The organism is Arthrobacter pasteuri (assembly GCF_054510955.1).
In genome coordinates, this window is the sequence record NZ_JBTNDO010000001.1 from 1,560,296 (window position 1) to 1,575,511 (window position 15,216).

General features: G+C 68.8%; 15 protein-coding genes. 5 read left to right on the forward strand and 10 right to left on the reverse strand.

All coding sequences use genetic code 11. From position 1 onward, the window contains the following. The first annotated feature begins 26 nt into the window (after positions 1 to 26). The 3 genes from ACX80H_RS07295 (at position 27) to ACX80H_RS07305 (ending at position 3,795) form a co-directional block, all read left to right on the forward strand. On the forward strand, positions 27 to 1,256 hold the full coding sequence (locus ACX80H_RS07295; protein ID WP_459312161.1) for an MFS transporter: 1,230 nt from the start codon (positions 27 to 29) through the stop codon (positions 1,254 to 1,256). Between the two features lie 116 nt (positions 1,257 to 1,372). Beyond that, complete coding sequence (locus ACX80H_RS07300; RefSeq protein WP_459312163.1) at positions 1,373 to 2,416, forward strand: DUF695 domain-containing protein; 1,044 nt, start codon at positions 1,373 to 1,375, stop codon at positions 2,414 to 2,416. A 230-nt stretch (positions 2,417 to 2,646) separates the two neighbouring features. After that, positions 2,647 to 3,795, forward strand: a complete 1,149-nt coding sequence (locus tag ACX80H_RS07305; RefSeq protein WP_459312165.1) for a GGDEF domain-containing protein — start codon at positions 2,647 to 2,649, stop codon at positions 3,793 to 3,795. Positions 3,796 to 3,868: 73 nt separating this feature from the next. Here the strand turns inward: ACX80H_RS07305 and ACX80H_RS07310 are convergent, their stop codons facing one another. After that, a complete protein-coding gene (locus ACX80H_RS07310; RefSeq protein WP_459312166.1) occupies positions 3,869 to 5,161 on the reverse strand; it encodes an acetamidase/formamidase family protein in 1,293 nt (430 codons plus the stop codon). Positions 5,162 to 5,470: 309 nt separating this feature from the next. Then, entirely contained in the window at positions 5,471 to 6,154 is a 684-nt protein-coding gene (locus ACX80H_RS07315) for an SDR family NAD(P)-dependent oxidoreductase (RefSeq protein ID WP_459312168.1), read from the reverse strand. A 92-nt stretch (positions 6,155 to 6,246) separates the two neighbouring features. On the opposite strand from ACX80H_RS07315, the gene ACX80H_RS07320 reads away from it, so the two are divergent. Continuing rightward, complete coding sequence (locus ACX80H_RS07320; RefSeq protein WP_459312169.1) at positions 6,247 to 6,825, forward strand: DUF5655 domain-containing protein; 579 nt, start codon at positions 6,247 to 6,249, stop codon at positions 6,823 to 6,825. Here the strand turns inward: ACX80H_RS07320 and ACX80H_RS07325 are convergent. From ACX80H_RS07325 to ACX80H_RS07355, 7 genes are all read right to left on the reverse strand, one after another. Next, entirely contained in the window at positions 6,782 to 7,483 is a 702-nt protein-coding gene (locus tag ACX80H_RS07325; RefSeq protein WP_459312170.1) for a PspA/IM30 family protein, read from the reverse strand. The genes ACX80H_RS07320 and ACX80H_RS07325 overlap by 44 nt on opposite strands. Positions 7,484 to 7,532: 49 nt before the next feature. Continuing rightward, positions 7,533 to 8,099, reverse strand: a complete 567-nt coding sequence (locus tag ACX80H_RS07330; protein ID WP_459312171.1) for a hypothetical protein — start codon at positions 8,097 to 8,099, stop codon at positions 7,533 to 7,535. Between the two features lie 75 nt (positions 8,100 to 8,174). Continuing rightward, positions 8,175 to 8,603: a heat shock protein transcriptional repressor HspR gene (locus tag ACX80H_RS07335; RefSeq protein ID WP_459312172.1), complete on the reverse strand. Its 429-nt coding sequence runs from the start codon at positions 8,601 to 8,603 to the stop codon at positions 8,175 to 8,177. 51 nt (positions 8,604 to 8,654) lie between these two features. Then, entirely contained in the window at positions 8,655 to 9,650 is a 996-nt protein-coding gene (locus ACX80H_RS07340) for a DnaJ C-terminal domain-containing protein (protein WP_459312174.1), read from the reverse strand. A 159-nt stretch (positions 9,651 to 9,809) separates the two neighbouring features. Further along, the gene (locus tag ACX80H_RS07345) at positions 9,810 to 10,472 is read right to left on the reverse strand and encodes a nucleotide exchange factor GrpE (RefSeq protein ID WP_459312175.1); all 663 of its coding nucleotides are present in this window, start codon (positions 10,470 to 10,472) and stop codon (positions 9,810 to 9,812) included. Positions 10,473 to 10,474: 2 nt separating this feature from the next. Continuing rightward, the gene (dnaK, locus tag ACX80H_RS07350; RefSeq protein WP_459312176.1) at positions 10,475 to 12,346 is read right to left on the reverse strand and encodes a molecular chaperone DnaK; all 1,872 of its coding nucleotides are present in this window, start codon (positions 12,344 to 12,346) and stop codon (positions 10,475 to 10,477) included. A gap of 139 nt (positions 12,347 to 12,485) precedes the next feature. Then, entirely contained in the window at positions 12,486 to 13,799 is a 1,314-nt protein-coding gene (locus tag ACX80H_RS07355; protein ID WP_459312177.1) for a DUF2252 domain-containing protein, read from the reverse strand. Positions 13,800 to 13,923: 124 nt separating this feature from the next. Between ACX80H_RS07355 and ACX80H_RS07360 the strand changes: the two genes are divergently transcribed. After that, entirely contained in the window at positions 13,924 to 14,148 is a 225-nt protein-coding gene (locus ACX80H_RS07360; protein ID WP_459312178.1) for a hypothetical protein, read from the forward strand. Positions 14,149 to 14,150: 2 nt separating this feature from the next. On the opposite strand, the gene ACX80H_RS07365 is transcribed toward ACX80H_RS07360, so the two are convergent. Beyond that, complete coding sequence (locus tag ACX80H_RS07365; RefSeq protein WP_459312180.1) at positions 14,151 to 15,104, reverse strand: DMT family transporter; 954 nt, start codon at positions 15,102 to 15,104, stop codon at positions 14,151 to 14,153. Positions 15,105 to 15,216 lie beyond the last annotated feature (112 nt).

The window sequence follows — 15,216 nt, forward strand, 5'->3', positions numbered from 1 at the left end:
GCGGCGTCCGGCCAGGGGGCAACCCCATGACCGCCGCCCCCTGGCCGGGCCACCCGAAGGGTTCGCCCGCCTACCGGCGGGTCCTGCTCGCCCTGCTGTTCGTCGGGCTGGCGACCTTCGCCCAGTTGTATTCGCTGCAGGGAGTACTGACCGGGCTCGCAACCGAATTCGGGGTCTCGCCCGCGGAGGCGGCACTCTCGGTCTCCGCGGCGACGCTGGGCCTGGCGCTCGCCGTTCTTCCGTGGTCCGCCGTCGCGGACCGCGCCGGGCGCCGGCGAACGATGACATGGGCCATCGGCGCCGCCGTCGTCCTCGGTTTCCTCGCCGCCCTGGCACCCACCTTCGGCGTGCTGATCGCCCTCCGCTTCCTCGAGGGCGTGGCGCTCGGCGGTGTCCCCGCCACAGCGCTCGTGTACCTGCACGAGGAAGTGCAGAAGCTCCACGCCGCCGTGGCCGCCGGCACCTACATCGCCGGCACGACGCTCGGCGGACTCGCCGGGCGCATCGTGGCCGGGCCCGTCGGGGATCTGCTCGGGTGGCGGGTGGGCGTGCTCAGCGTCAGCATCATGGCGGGAGGCGCCGCCGTGGCCTTCGTCCTGCTCGCTCCCCGGCCGCGAGGCTTCCAGCCCCTCGTCCGGGGGCAGGGCCCGTCACTCCTCCGACGTGTCGCCGCCAATCTGCGCTCCCCCCGGCTCCTGGCCGTCTACGCGCAGGGGTTCCTTCTCATGGGAGGGTTCGTCGCGGTCTACAACTACCTCGGATTCCACCTCGAGGCACCGCCGTTCCTCCTGCCTGCATCCCTGGTGAGCCTGCTGTTCCTCGCCTACCTCTCGGGCACGGTGACCTCGCGGATGGCCGGAAGCCTGAGCGTCCGGTTCGGGCGCCTTCCCGTCCTCCTCGCGGCGGTTCCCGTGATCCTGGCCGGGCTCGCGATAACCCTCTCGGGGTCCATTCCCCTGGTGATCCTCGGCCTCGTCATCTTCACGGGCGGCTTCTTCGCCGCCCATTCCGTCGCCTCCGGCTGGACACCCGTCCTTGCGAGCACCGGACGTGCCCAGGCGTCGGGGCTCTACAACTTCGCGTACTACGCCGGGTCGAGCCTCCTCGGCTGGCTGGGCGGCCTGTTCTTCGGCCAGTCCGGCTGGCCGGGGGTCGCCGCGTTCACCGGCGCGCTGGCCGTGGCGGCCGGTCTCCTCGCCCTCGTCGGGTTGCGCGGAGCGCCCGGCAGCACCCCTCCGGCCCGCCGGACCGCCTGACCGCACTCCCCCGCGCGCCTGCCGACGGTCGCCCGTCCCGGCTCCGTCCGGGTAGATTCACTGGAGTCGGAGCGACCGGACGATCCGGGACGCGGGCACCAGGAGAACGCAGGACCATGGGTATTTTCAGGCGCCGGGCCGCCGCGGGCCGGGGAATCGGCCGGGGAACCGGCCGGGACCCCATTGCGGACTTCTGGCAGTGGTGGGCCGACGACGGCGAGGACCTGCTGACCACCGCGACGCGCGCCGGTGACTTCGACGCGTATGTCGGTGTGATGACCACCCGGGTCAAGGCGATCGCCCGCGGCCTGGAATGGGAGACGCGGACGGGCACCGAGGCGGAGCACACCCTCTGCGTCTCGAGCGGCGGGAATCCTTCGCTGCGCCCCGTGGCGGAACGCTGGTACCGGGCATCGCCCCCGGCTAGCAGGCGGTGGGAGTTCGTTCCCGCCCGCAGCGCCAGACCGGACATGCTGGAGTCCACCATCACCTACCGCGGCAGGGCCTTCGACCTGCGCCGTACCCGGATCCACACGTCCCTGACCCGGGCCGGTGACGGTGTCATCGTGTCCGTCCACAACCCCGGTTTCACCGGCCAGTGGGACGACGAGCATGGCCTCTGCGTGCTGATGCTCGAATGGCTCCTGGGAGAGGACGACGTCGAGCGCTGGGTCCGCCGCGTGGACTGCATCGTCCACGACGTCGTGGACAGCATTCCGGCGGCGGACCTGCCCGCTCGGGTGGCCGAGCTGGCCCGCACCGCACCCGAGCCGGGTTGGCTCCTGATGGAGGGGAAGCTGGGCTCCGGGCATCCGATCCTGGTGCGCGTGCTGCGGCCGCTGCGCTGGATCGACCATCCGCGCTTCGACCTCCACACGGCCCTGCGCGTCGTGTTCGACGCCGATGAGCAGGGACTGCCGCGACCAGCGGCCCTGGAGGAGTTGGACGATCTTGAGAACGGGCTGGTGCATTCCCTCGGGCAGCGCGGCATGCTCGTGGCCGCCGAGACCTCGAAGGGCGCCCGCACGTTCCACTTCTACTCGGACTCGGAGGACCAGAACGGGCGGGACGTCTTCGACGCCGCCGCTCGCGGCCGCCGTTCCCTCACCGCCAGGCACGCCCTCGATCCGGGCTGGAGGAAAGTGCAGGATTTCGCGTGAGTCCAGGTGCCGCCCGGCATCGCACACAGCCATCGGATACAGGCCGGCCATGGCGCAGCGGCACCCATCGCACGCCGTTCCCTGCATCATGGAATGCGGACTCCCGCAAGGGTCACGGCGAATCCTGCTGCCCATGGAAGAATGCGCTGGTACAGCACGCGACTTCGCTAGGGACGAATGAGGCGGGGTGAACCTGGTGATCAACGGGGAAGCGCGATGGTAGGAGCTGCATGAGGCTGGACGTTACGACACTGCAGGTTGCGTTCGGGGTGATCGCGCTGACCCTGCTGGTCCTGTTCTACGGGGTCGGCGTACGGCGCAGCCACTCGACCTATAGCAGGTGGTGGTGCGCGGCGATCGCCTGCTTCCTCACCGGGACCGGTCTCTATCTGTTCGACGGCACCCTCCATCAGGTGTGGGCCAACCCGGCCGGCAACGCCCTGCTGGTGGCAGGCTCCGCGTGCGTATGGGGCGGCGCACGGGCCCTCCGGGGGACTGCACCCGGACCATGGCAGATTCTGCTCGCGCCGGTCATCACGGTTGTCGCGTCAGCCTTCGACAGCCCCTCGACAAATACCTGGTCCGGTGGGGGTTTCCTGCTGGCCTTCATGACGGTCTTCATCGGCCTGGCCGCCACCGAGATATGGCGGCTGGACCCGAACACGACCACCACGCAACGCCCCCTGGCGGTCGCTTCCGGCGCCCTGGGGCTGTACTACCTCTGCCGGTGGGTTGCCTTCCTGACTGCCGGCCCTTCCTCACCGGTCTTCCAGTCCTACTTCGGCACCATCCCCACCACGCTCTTCACGATGGTCCTGCTGATCGTGGTGTCCTTCACCATGGCGACGCTCAGCAACGAACAGGCCCTCAGGGAACTACGGGCGCAAGCCAGCCATGACGAACTGACCCAGATCCTGAACCGCCGGGGGTTCCTCGAGCTGGCACGATCCGAGATTGGCCGCCTCCCCACCAGGAACACGCCCTGCACCCTGGTCCTGGCCGACATGGACCACTTCAAACAGGTCAACGACACGCACGGGCATCCCGCAGGAGACGCTGTGCTCCAGGCGGTCGCAGCAGCCTGCATCCGATCGGTGCGATCCACGGATCTGGTGGGGCGCTACGGCGGGGAGGAGTTCATCCTCCTGCTCCCCGGAGCAGGAATGGACAGTGCAGAGGCGGTCACCGACGCCATCAGCAGCATCCTGCGCACGAGCCAGCCCGGCTTCGATTTCCCCCTGCCCACCATCAGCTACGGAATAGCGGCCCTGGCGCCGGGGCCGGACCGGATCACCGACGCCATCGCCGCTGCCGACGCCGCCCTCTACACCGCCAAGAGGCGGGGCCGTGACCGCGCCATCAGAGCGGACCAGCACTGAGCCATGGACCTGTGCGTCCCGTGCATCGTCGTGCAGCACGTCCTGCACCTGGGCCGCTCCACCGGACGCACTGCTAGTCGAAATCCGCCTTCCGGATGAGCCCGTGGACTCCGACGGTCCGGTCGACCACCTGCGACACGGCGAAGTCGGCCGCCGCAGAGAGATAGGCGTAAGCAATGGCTCGCTCCATCCCCCGATCGTTCTGCAGGAAGTCCAGGGCGTTGACGACGGCTCGTCGCATGGCCACATTCAGGTCCCCACTCACTCCACCTCCGGCGAGACCGTCGGGATCGGATAGCCCGATCGGTATCCAGGCCTCGGCGGTCTCGCCGAAGGGGTACGTGTAGGCCACCGAGGGGGCATCGCCGGACCCGGGCTTGCACACGGTGAGCCGGAACGTGCCGCGCAGTGATCCTTCCATCGCGGTGAGGGCCACCTCCCCGTCGCCCATCCCCATATGCGGGTCGCCGACGTAGAACAGTGCGCCGTCCGCCTTCACCGGCAGGTAGAAGGTGGACCCCACACCGAGGTGGCGTATGTCGATATTGCCGCCTCCGAGCGTGGGAGGAACGGAGTTGGCCTCGGGCGACGTCAGTCCGTCCGCTTCGGCGAAGGCCACGCCCATCATCCCCAGGAAAGGACGCAGCGGGAACCTGACCGTCATGTCCCCGCTGGTCATCACTCCCTTGCCGTCCTCGATGGCGGTGAACACGGAGACGTTTCCGTAGTCCGAGGGGATGCCGGAGGCCCGATTGTCGGTGTCAACGGGTGGCATGATTTCCTCGAGGCTGATGCCCGCCGGCGGCTGGACGTCCGGCTGCACGGCGAGCCCGCCCTTCCCGTGCCTGCTGGAGACGACGCCGTACGGCACGCGCGGTACGGCTTCGAGGGTCTCGATCTTCAACACGTCCCCTGGCTCCGCGCCTTCGACCGCGACCGGTCCGGTCACGATGTGCGGGCCGTCGGCGTCGAAGTTCCGTGGAGTGCGGTCGTACCCGGCGGCGATGCTCACGGCGTCCTCGAGGATGCTGCTCTCGGGGACGCCGAGTGCACCGAAGTACTCCAGCGGATTCCGGCCCTGGTCCTCGAGGATGCCTTCATGGGACAGAGCGTCGATCGTAACGGTCTGTCCCGATCGGATGGACAGCACGGGAGCGGCATGCACGGTGGGCACATACCCCCAGAGCACATCCCCGGGGGTCGAGGCCAGGTACGCATCGCCCTTGATGGTGCCGCTGTTCGGTTGCAGGATCTCGCCGAACCCGCTGGACGATGAAGTACCGGGGCGCCGGACGCTCCTGCCGATGGCCCCGTCGCCGGGGAACTTCCGGTATCGCTGGTAGCCGCCGACTGCGGGCTGGTACACGCGGTCGCTGCCGTCAGTGTCCCCAGTGCGGCGACCGCCCCCATGAACCTGCGCCTGCCAAGGCCCCTCAACAGGGTCTCCGCTGCGTCCCGACCGAAACTGTCGCTCATGATGCCCTCCGTGCGTCGTCGATCCGCCGACCCTAACGACGGCTCGTTTCGCAGGGATTTCGACCAGAAGTCCGCAAGAATCCGCCCGTGCACGCCCGTGCACGCCCGTGCACGCCCCTGGGCATCTACCCGGTCCTGGGCCTGGTTCGCGATCGACCTGATCTGGGCTGTCAGCCGATCTGGCCCAGGAAGCCGCGTGTCAGAACGCCGACGACGGCAGGTCCCTCTCGCCTTCCCGGATAGCGGTGACGATGCGGCCGGCGACTGCCACCGGGTCCTTGCCCTGCGGGAGCTTCGGCGCCTCCCCGGCGATGGGCCTCGTGGCCAGGCCGGTCTCGGTGTGTGGCGGCCGGGCATCGAGCACGCGGACACCCTGCTTCCGGAGTTCCAACGTCAGCGCCTTGCCGTAGGCACTGAGACCGGCCTTGGTGGCCGAGTAGGCGGCCATACCCGCCGTCGGGCTCTCGGCGACGACGGCGCTGATCTGGGCCACGAACGAGTCCTTGCCCAGCTTCGGCGCGACGTCCCGCATGAGCCGCATGTAGCCGAGGAGGTTGACGAGCACGAGTTCGTCGAGGGTGTCGTCGTCCACCTCGACGGCGGGACCGAAAGCGACGACCCCGGACGCGAAGACGACCCCGTCGAGCTCGCGTCCGTAGACGGCGGCGGCGATGTCCGCAGGACCGGTCAGCTTCCCCAGGTCGGCGGCAGCGCGACCGACGACGGCGTCGCCGAGTTCCTCCGCGAGCTGCGCGAGCTTCTCCTCGGACCGGCCGGACAGGGTGAGCTGGGCACCCTGTGCTGCCAGCTGACGCGACAGCTCCGCGCCGAGGACTCCGGTAGCACCGACGACGAGGACGTGGGACCCGCTCAGCTCTGTCATCGCCCGAGTGTAGCAACGCCCTCCCGGGCTTCTCCGCGCTTCGCATCCCGGTAGCGCCCAGGGCCGCGAGCGAGCGCCACTACAGTGGGGACATGAGCGAGATGCGGAGCTGGCAGCCGATGGTGGACGCGAATGCTGCGCGTCTCCTGCGTACGACGGGCCGGACACCTGCGGAATGGGCGGCCGCTGCACGCGAGGCGGGAATCACCGGCCGCGACGAGCTGTCCCGCTGGCTGAAGGACCAGGGCGTCACCGGGTACAACCTGATGAGCGTCGACTGGGAGGTCTTCGGGCTCCCGGAGTTCTTCCTCCAGTCCGCCGACGAACTCTACGACGGCCAGTACGCGGACCGGCCGCTCCTGAAACCCATCGCGGACCGGATTCTCCTGTGGGCCGCCGAGACCCCCGGGGCCGTCATCCAGATGCGCAAGACCTACGTGTCACTGCAGACGTCGCGCCGGAAGTTCGCGCAGGTCACACCCAGCACCAGGACCGCGGTGGACCTGTTCTTCCGCCTGGCGGTACCGGATCTGCCGGGGCTCGAACCGGTCCGCACCAGTGATCCTTTCGCGTGGCGCATCCGGCTCCGGCGGGAGGAGGACGTCGACTACGCGGTCCTCCGGGCCCTCAGTGCTGCCCTGGAGGATAGCCTCGGGAGTTCCTCCGCTTGAGGTCCTCGAGCTCCTGCTGGGCGGCCGCCTCGGCTTCGAGCTCCTCGAAGGCCTGCTGGAGTCGCGGTGATGACGGGTCGGTCCACGACAGCTCCTCGCGGGCCTGGGCCTGCGCCTCGAAGCGCCGTACCTCGAGTTCGGCGCTGCGGCGCGCGGCGTCGATCGCCGCAGCCTCCCGCGACGAGGAGGCAAGCGCGTCGTGGACGCCGATGGCCGCCTGGGCTGCCGCACGGCGGGCGCGCAGGGCGTCGTAGTCCATGGCGTTCTGCCTCACGCGCTCCTCCAGCCGCTGCACGTCGTCATGGAGCCGGCGGGCCTGCTGCTCCGCTTCGTGCAGCTGCCTGGTGAGTGTCTCCAGGCGTCGTCGTGCCGTCATCGACTCGCGGATCGCCGCCCGGGCGGCGTCGTCGTCACCGCGCTGCACCGCGGCCGCTGCCGCCGCTTCGACCCTGTTGAGGTAGTCGGCGGCATCGTTGGCGGCGAGCCCTACGCGGTGGTGATGTGCTGCGACATCGGCCGCCCCGCGCCGCGCCTGGTCGAGCAGCCTGCGTTGCGCCAGCTGCGCGTCCTGCGCCTGGACGCTCGGTTCCTGCCTGGACTCCGCCGTGGCGGAGCGGTTGGCCTGCACGATGCGCGTGATACGGCGTCTGATCGACACGTCGGACTCCCCGGGGACTGGTTGGATTGAGGCTACCTGGTGGAACCGGTTACCAGGACTTCCGGTTCCCGTAGCTGTCCCGCCAGGTGGTCATAGCGGAGATCTCCGTGCGCAGGCGATGGGTGGCCTGCTCGAGCTGGAGCGTATCGATGGAACGCGACGTCTGGAGGAGGCAACGGCGCAGGTCGGCCGAGAGCTCGTCGAGGGCATGGGCCTGCGCGGCGAGGTCCGCGGTCCACTCCTGCTTCAGCGCCCGGTTGGGCTCGCGGTCCGCGGCCCGCAGGAGGTTGTCCAGTGATGCCGCTGCCTGATCGATCTCCGCGGCGGCGCGCGGAAGGTCCCCGACGGGACGGCCCTGTGCCGTCGCTTCGACCAGGGCCAGCTGTGTCGCGCGGGAGGAGCGCTTGAGCTCGCCGATGAGCCGGGCGGGCTCCCGGGTGAGCCGGTCCGGGGCATAGGCGCGTGCGGCGAGGAGGCCCCGGTCCTTCGTGCGCTCGATGATCCTCGACCGCTTGACCTTGCGGACGACCAGCCAGCCGGCCACGCCGGTGCCTGCGCCCAGCGCGGTGAGCACGCCGGCACCGATCATCAGGGCCTCGACGAAAACTTCAAACATGGCGCATCTCCGGGGTGGATTCCATCTGACCAGTCTGCGCGCGTCCCCTGACAAATTCCACCAGGGGCCGACGTCCTAGCGCGCCGTGCGGGCCGCGTCCGGTCGCCACACGACGAGCGCCTGGCTGCGCGGGCGCGGACGCTGTCCGCGGGCCAGCGTGACCACGTCACCGGCGAGCCCGGCGGCGAAGATCCTGCTGGATTCGGCCTGGATCCGGCGCGCAGCCAGTTCGGAGGACAGCTCGGTGATGCGCGACTGCAGCGCCGACACCTGGTTCTCCAGTTCGAGGATGCGTCGGATGCCCTCGAGCGACACCCCTTCCTGCGACAGCCTCTGGATCTCGCGCAGCGTGCTGACGTCCTTCTGCGAGTAGCGCCGGGCGCGGCCCGGTGCCCGGCTGGGCGTCACCAGGCCCAGCCGGTCGTACTGCCGGAGCGTCTGCGGGTGCATGTCGGCGAGCTCGGCGGCCACGGAGATGACGTAGATGGGTACCGTGTGGTCCATTGCATGCCTCCTTCCGCTGCCGGTGCTCCCGGCGGTTGCTCGAATGTACTGTTACAGCCGCGCCTTCGCAGCGAGGCCTGCACGCGGATCGGCGTCCTTCGTCGCGTCCCGGAACGCCTCGACGGCGGCTTCGGCTTCCTTCGACAGATTCTGCGGGACGACGACGTCGACGGTCACCAGGAGATCGCCCGTCGCCTTTGCGGTCTTGACGCCCCGGCCCTTGAGCCGGAGGGTCCTTCCGGACGGTGTTCCGGCGGGGATCCTCATCTTCACCATCTCACCGGTGAGGGTGGGCACGTCGATCTGCGCGCCGAGCGCCGCCTCGGGAAAGCTGACGGGCACGTGCACGCGGACGTTGTCGCCGTCGCGCGTGAAGAGCGGGTGGTCCTTCACGTTGACTGTGACCATGAGGTCGCCCGGTCCGGCCTGGCCGGGTTGTCCCTTGCCCTTGACACGCACTTTCTGCCCATCCCGGATGCCGGCAGGGATGCGCACGTCGATCTGCTCGCCCGAGGGCTCGCGGAGACCGATCGTGGTCCCGTTGATGGACCCGGCGAACGAGATGGACGTGCTGGCGGTGCGGTCGGCGCCCTTCTGCGGACGCGTCGACTGGAATCCGCCGGGGAAGCCGCTGCCACCCATGCCCCCACCGCCGAACAGGTCGGCGAATTCGGGAGGCAGGTTGCCGTTCGAGAAGCCGGTGCGCTGGCGCGTGCCCGTGGTCTGGCCGAACAGGTTCCCGAAGATGTCCTCGAATCCGGCGCTGCCGCCGGCCCCGCCACCTGCGCCGCCGGCGGAGAACCGTGCTCCGCCTCCCATCGCACGGATGGCGTCGTACTGCTGGCGCTGCTCGGCGTCCGACAGGACGGAATAGGCCTCCGATACGTCCTTGAACGTCTTCTCGGAGGCCGCGTCACCCTGGTTCTGGTCAGGGTGGTACTTGCGTGCGAGCTTCCGGTACGACTTCTTGATGTCTGCGTCGGACGCATCTTTGGAGACACCCAGGATCTTGTAGAAATCCTTCTCGACCCAATCCTGACTAGCCAATTGGCGTCTCCTTTCGTAGATCTTCGAATAAAGGGGTGAGTAATCGGCGGGAGCCGGGGCAGTCCCCGAGGAAGGCGGTTTCAATATTCCGAGGGCCACCAGGCCCGCAGGAATTCGGTTGCCGCCGTTCGGGGGCTGCCCCGGCTCTCATGGCGCTGATTACTCCGGAACCGCCACGATCACTTGCGCGGCCCGGAGGACGCGCTCGCCCTTGCGGTAGCCGGCGCGGAGGATCTGGCTGACGCTGTCGGCCTGGACGTCCGCGCTCGGCTGCTGGATGAGCGCTTCGTGGATGTTCGGGTCGAACGCGACACCGACCTCGTCGATGCGGGTGAGCTCATACGTCTTGAGGACGTTTTCGAGCTTGCCCGCGATCGCCGCGAACGGGCCCTCAGCCAGGTCGCCGTGCTGGCGTGCGGCGTCGATGTCGTCGAGGACAGGCATCAGCGAGTTGATGACGCCGATGACGGCCTGGTCCCGTGCGACATCGCGGTCACGCTCGACGCGCCGCCGGTAGTTGACGTACTCGGCCTGCAGGCGGAGCAGGTCGTTGCGGAGTTCCGCGACGACGTCCACCGTAGGGTCCGTCCCGCCGTCGGCGCCGGCCTCGTTCAGGATGGCCTCGGCCTGCGCCAGGGCATCGCCCTCGGAGGCATCACCGGCGGGCCCGGCCTGCCCTCCGGCCGCGGATTCCTCCGCGGCCGGAGCACCGGCGTCGTTCTGCTGCCCACGGACTTCGCCCGTCTCGGGGTCGATCTTCCGGTTGTCGGGTGAGCTCACCGGCTCCGACTGGTGCTCTTCTTCATTTCCGTGGTGCGGCATGGCTACTTCTTCTCGCTGGCGTCTTCGTCAACGACCTCGGCGTCGACGATGTCCTCGTCGCTGCCTGCGGAGGTCGACTGGTCATCGGCTGGGGCGCCGCCGGCCTGGCCGGCGTCCTGCTGGGCCGAGGCGTAGATCGCTTCGCCGAGCTTCGACTGGGAAGCCTGCAGCTTCTCGAACGCCGACTTCACCTCGTCGTCGTTGTCCTGCGACTCGAGCGCCTTCTTCAGCGCATCGACGTCGGCCTGCACGTCGGTCCGGACGTCCTCGGGCAGCTTGTCCGAGTTGTCCGCGATCAGCTTGTCCACCGAGTAGGCGAGCTGCTCGGCACCGTTGCGGATGTCAGCGGCCTCGCGGCGCTTCTTGTCCTCGGCTGCGTGCTCCTCGGCCTCGCGCACCATGCGGTCGATGTCCTCCTTGGAGAGGGACGAACCACCGGTGATGGTCATCGACTGCTCGGTGCCCGTGCCCTTGTCCTTGGCGGAAACGTGGACGATGCCGTTGGCGTCGATGTCGAAGGTGACCTCGACCTGCGGGACGCCGCGGGGAGCCGGTGCGATACCGGTCAGCTCGAAGGTGCCCAGCGGCTTGTTGTCCCGGGTGAACTCGCGCTCACCCTGGAAGACCTGGATCGCCACGGACGGCTGGTTGTCGTCGGCCGTGGTGAAGGTCTCGCTGCGCTTGGTGGGGATGGCCGTGTTGCGCTCGATGAGCTTGGTCATCATTCCACCCTTGGTCTCGATGCCGAGGGACAGCGGGGTGACGTCGATCAGGAGGACGTCCTTGCGCTCGCCCTTCAGGACACCGGCCTGCAGTGCGGCGCCGACGGCGACGACCTCATCGGGGTTGACGCCCTTGTTGGGCTCCTTGCCGCCTGCGAGCTCCCGCACGAGTTCGACGACAGCGGGCATGCGGGTGGAGCCACCGACCAGGACGATGTGGTCGATGTCGGCCACCTTGATGCCGGCTTCGGCGATGACGTCGTGGAACGGCTTCTTGGTGCGGTCCAGCAGGTCCTTGGTGAGGTCCTGGAACTTCGCGCGGGACAGGTGCTCGTCGAGGTGGACGGGGCCGTCCGCCGTGACGGAGAGGTACTGCAGCGAGATGTTGGTGGACGTCGCCGAGGACAGTTCCTTCTTCGCCTGCTCAGCGGCTTCCTTCAGGCGCTGGAGGGCGATCTTGTCCTTGGACAGGTCGGCGCCCTTGGCCTTGGCCTGCGAGAGCAGGTAGTCGACGACGCGCTGGTCCCAGTCGTCGCCTCCGAGGCGGTTGTCACCGGCGGTCGAGCGGACCTGGATGGTGGAGAAGGAGTCCTCGTCCTTGCCGACTTCGAGGAGCGAGACGTCGAACGTTCCGCCGCCGAGGTCGAACACGAGGATCAGCTCGTCTTCCTTGCCCTTGTCGAGGCCGTAGGCGAGAGCTGCCGCGGTCGGCTCGTTGACGATGCGCAGGACCTTCAGGCCCGCGACCTCACCGGCCTCCTTGGTGGCCTGGCGCTCGGCGTCGTTGAAGTACGCGGGGACGGTGATCACGGCGTCGGTGACCTTCTCGCCCAGGTAGCTCTCGGCGTCCGTCTTGAGCTTCTGGAGGATACGCGCGGAGATCTCCTGCGGCGTGTACTTCTTGTCGTCGATGCCGACGGTCCAGTCGGTGCCCATGTGGCGCTTGACGGACGAGATGGTGCGGTCGATGTTGTTGACGGCCTGGCGCTTGGCGATCTCGCCGACCAGGACCTCGCCGGACTTGGAGAAAGCGACGATCGACGGCGTGGTGCGTGCGCCCTCGGCGTTCGCGATGACGGTGGGTTCGCCACCTTCGAGAACCGAGACGACCGAGTTGGTGGTTCCGAGGTCAATACCTACTGCACGTGACATGCAATTTCCTTTCGACTGCCCGGGATTTGCGAGGCGCTCATCCGCCGGGCGCGTAGATTGAGCGTTCTGCACTCAAGTATAGGTGCGGGGCGTCGCAGGTCAAAATGAAGTTGAGCCTGACGGACTCAACTTCTTCTGCTCAGGCCGCCGGCACCGCAGTGATGAGCCCCTCCCGGAAGGCGTCGACGAAGAGGGCATGGTCCTGCCGCACGGTGTCGGCATAGGTCTCACCGAAGTCGGTGATGTCCTCGATGAACTCGTCGCGCGCAAGGTCGACGGCGGCGAGGATCGCCGTCTCCGTGCGGAACGGCACCAGGTCGTGGTCGCTGTCCTCGTCCGTCGAGCAGTGGATCTTCGCCGTCGCCCTACCGAGGGCTTCGAGCACGGGCTTCATCTGCTCGGGCTCGATGAGGTCGTCCCACGACAGGTCCCGCTTGTACGGCGAGAGCTCGGAGACCACGAACGAGACGCCCCCGATGCTCGTGTAGCCGAGGAACGGATCGGTGTGCGGCTGCAGCGACCGCTGACTGATGACGGCGCGGTGTCCGTCATCCGTGAAATAGCCGCGGACCCGCTCGTCGTCGACGATCCGGCTCGGCGCGGCGATGTTCGACTGCTTCATGGTCAGGATGATGTCGTTCTCCTGCGCCTCGTCGAACCCCTCGATCAGCACGTTGTAGGTCGGCAGCCCCGCGCTGCCGATCCCGAAGCCCTTCTTGCCGACGATGCCCTTGACCCGGTAGAACACGCGACGGCGCGAGCGCCCGCTGTCGGGGATGGTCTCGAGGTAGCGCTCGAACGCGTCCGCGACCTCCGTGCGCTCCTCATCGTCGAGGATCCGGATGGAGCCGTCGTCGCGGAACTGGCGCTCGTAGCCCTCGATCGTGGTCAACGCGTCGAGTAGGCCCGTCCGACGCGCCGCACGAGCCTCCTGCAGCACCGTGTGGACGGTGCCCTCGGTGTTGTCCAGCCGGAAGGCGAAGGCCGACTGCTCGTCCTCCACGTAGTCCTCGACGGCACCGAGATATGCAGCGAGGTAGGTGTGCGCCAGATCGCGCACCGTCCGGGTCGGCAGGGCCTTCTGCCAGCAGAGCAGGGTCAGCGAGGCGACGAAACGGCGCAGGTCCCAGGAGAAGTGGCCCACGTAGGCCTCATCGAAGTCGTTGACATCGAACGTCAGCCGCCCCTCGTTGCTCATGTAGGTGCCGAAGTTCTCGGCGTGCAGGTCGCCGTGGATCCAGACCCGCCCCGTGCGCTCGTCCGCCCACCGATCGTCGAGTTCCCCCATGTCGGTGTAGAACAGCGACGCACTGCCGCGGTAGAAGGCGTAGGGGTCCGCCGCCATCTTCCGGAAGCGGGCACGGAAGGCGAGCGGATCTGCGGCCATCAGGTCCTGGTGGGCCTCGACGAGGGTGCTGACGATGTGCTGCTGACGCGGGTCGGTGGCGGTCATTCGCCCACGGTACGCGCAGCCGCAGAATAGCAGCACCCCCACGCCGTCGCGGACTGCCCTCCGCGGGCAGGAGTCCGTCCGTCGCCCCCTGCCTGCGGCAGCGGACCGGTGGCATACTTCGGGCATGGACCTTGAACAGTGGTGGACGGCCGTGATGCCCCGGACGCGGGACTGGCTCATCGAGAACAACGGGAGCGCCTTGACGCCGGAGGTGGCCGCCGACATCAGCCGCGCCGGCGGCCTGATCGCGTCGGACTCGTGGTGGATGGGCGAGCGCGGGCCCGACGGCATCTTCCTCTCCGACGCGGCGACCAACTGGATCGAGCAACGGGCGAACGGCGAGCAGTAGTCCTAGGCGGACGCACCGAGGGACGCCCGCCGGTCGTCCTCCCGCTGCTGATCCGCCTGCCGGGCCACGGCATTGGCCGGGGCGAAGGCGAGGATCAGCAGCGCTCCGCCGATGATGCCCAGGCCGATCCACCCTGCGGCGGCGAGCCGTTCCCCGACGATGACGACGGCAAGGGTCGCCGCGATCGCCGGTTCTGTGAGGGTCACGGTGGTGGCGGTACTCGCGGAGATGCGGGCGAGGCCGAACCCGAACAGCAGGTAGCCGAGGAACATCGGCACCAGCGCCATGTAGGCGGCTACCAGGAACGCCTCCGTGGTGGCGATGAGCGGGGCGCCGGTGATGAGGAGGACCGGCATCAGCAGGAGCCCTCCCCCGCCGAAGACGGCACCCATCGAGGCGGCCCGGCTGATCCGGCGGGTCATGAGGCGATGGACCGCCCACGAGTAGGTGGCGTATGTGCCGCCTGCGACCAGGCCCAGTCCTGTGCCGATGACGGTTCCGGCGGCGTCCCCGGCCGGGCCCTGCATCTCCGACAGGCACAGCAGCGCGCTACCCAGGACGCCGAGTCCCGCGGCCAGCATCCACCACCGGCTGAGCGGGTGTCGGTCGACGAGCCGCTCGAGGACTCCGGAGGCCAGCGGCGCGGAGGCCAGGGACACCACCGAGCCGACGGCGACGCCGGCGTAGTGCATGGAGCTGTAGAACGCGAGGGGATAGATCCCGACCGCCACCGCACCGAGGAGGACTGTCGGCAGGTTCGCGCGCAGCGCCGGGAGGGCAGCCTTCAGCGCCGAGAGGGCGATGAATGCCTGCAGCAGGCCGCCGATACCCAGGGCGGCCGCCCCGATTGCCAGGGGGCCGGCGCCGGGGGCGAAGGTCGCGGCAGTTCCCGTCGTCCCCCAGAGCAGGGACGTGGCACTGACCGCACCGAGGCCGACGAGGCGGTTGCGGTTCACAGGGAACCAACCAGTCCTCGGGCGATGGTCCTGGCGCACTCAAGGCGGTCCGGCCGGCCTTCGAGGCCTGTACCCAGCAACCACCCCCACGCCGATCCCGTGTTCCCCTGCA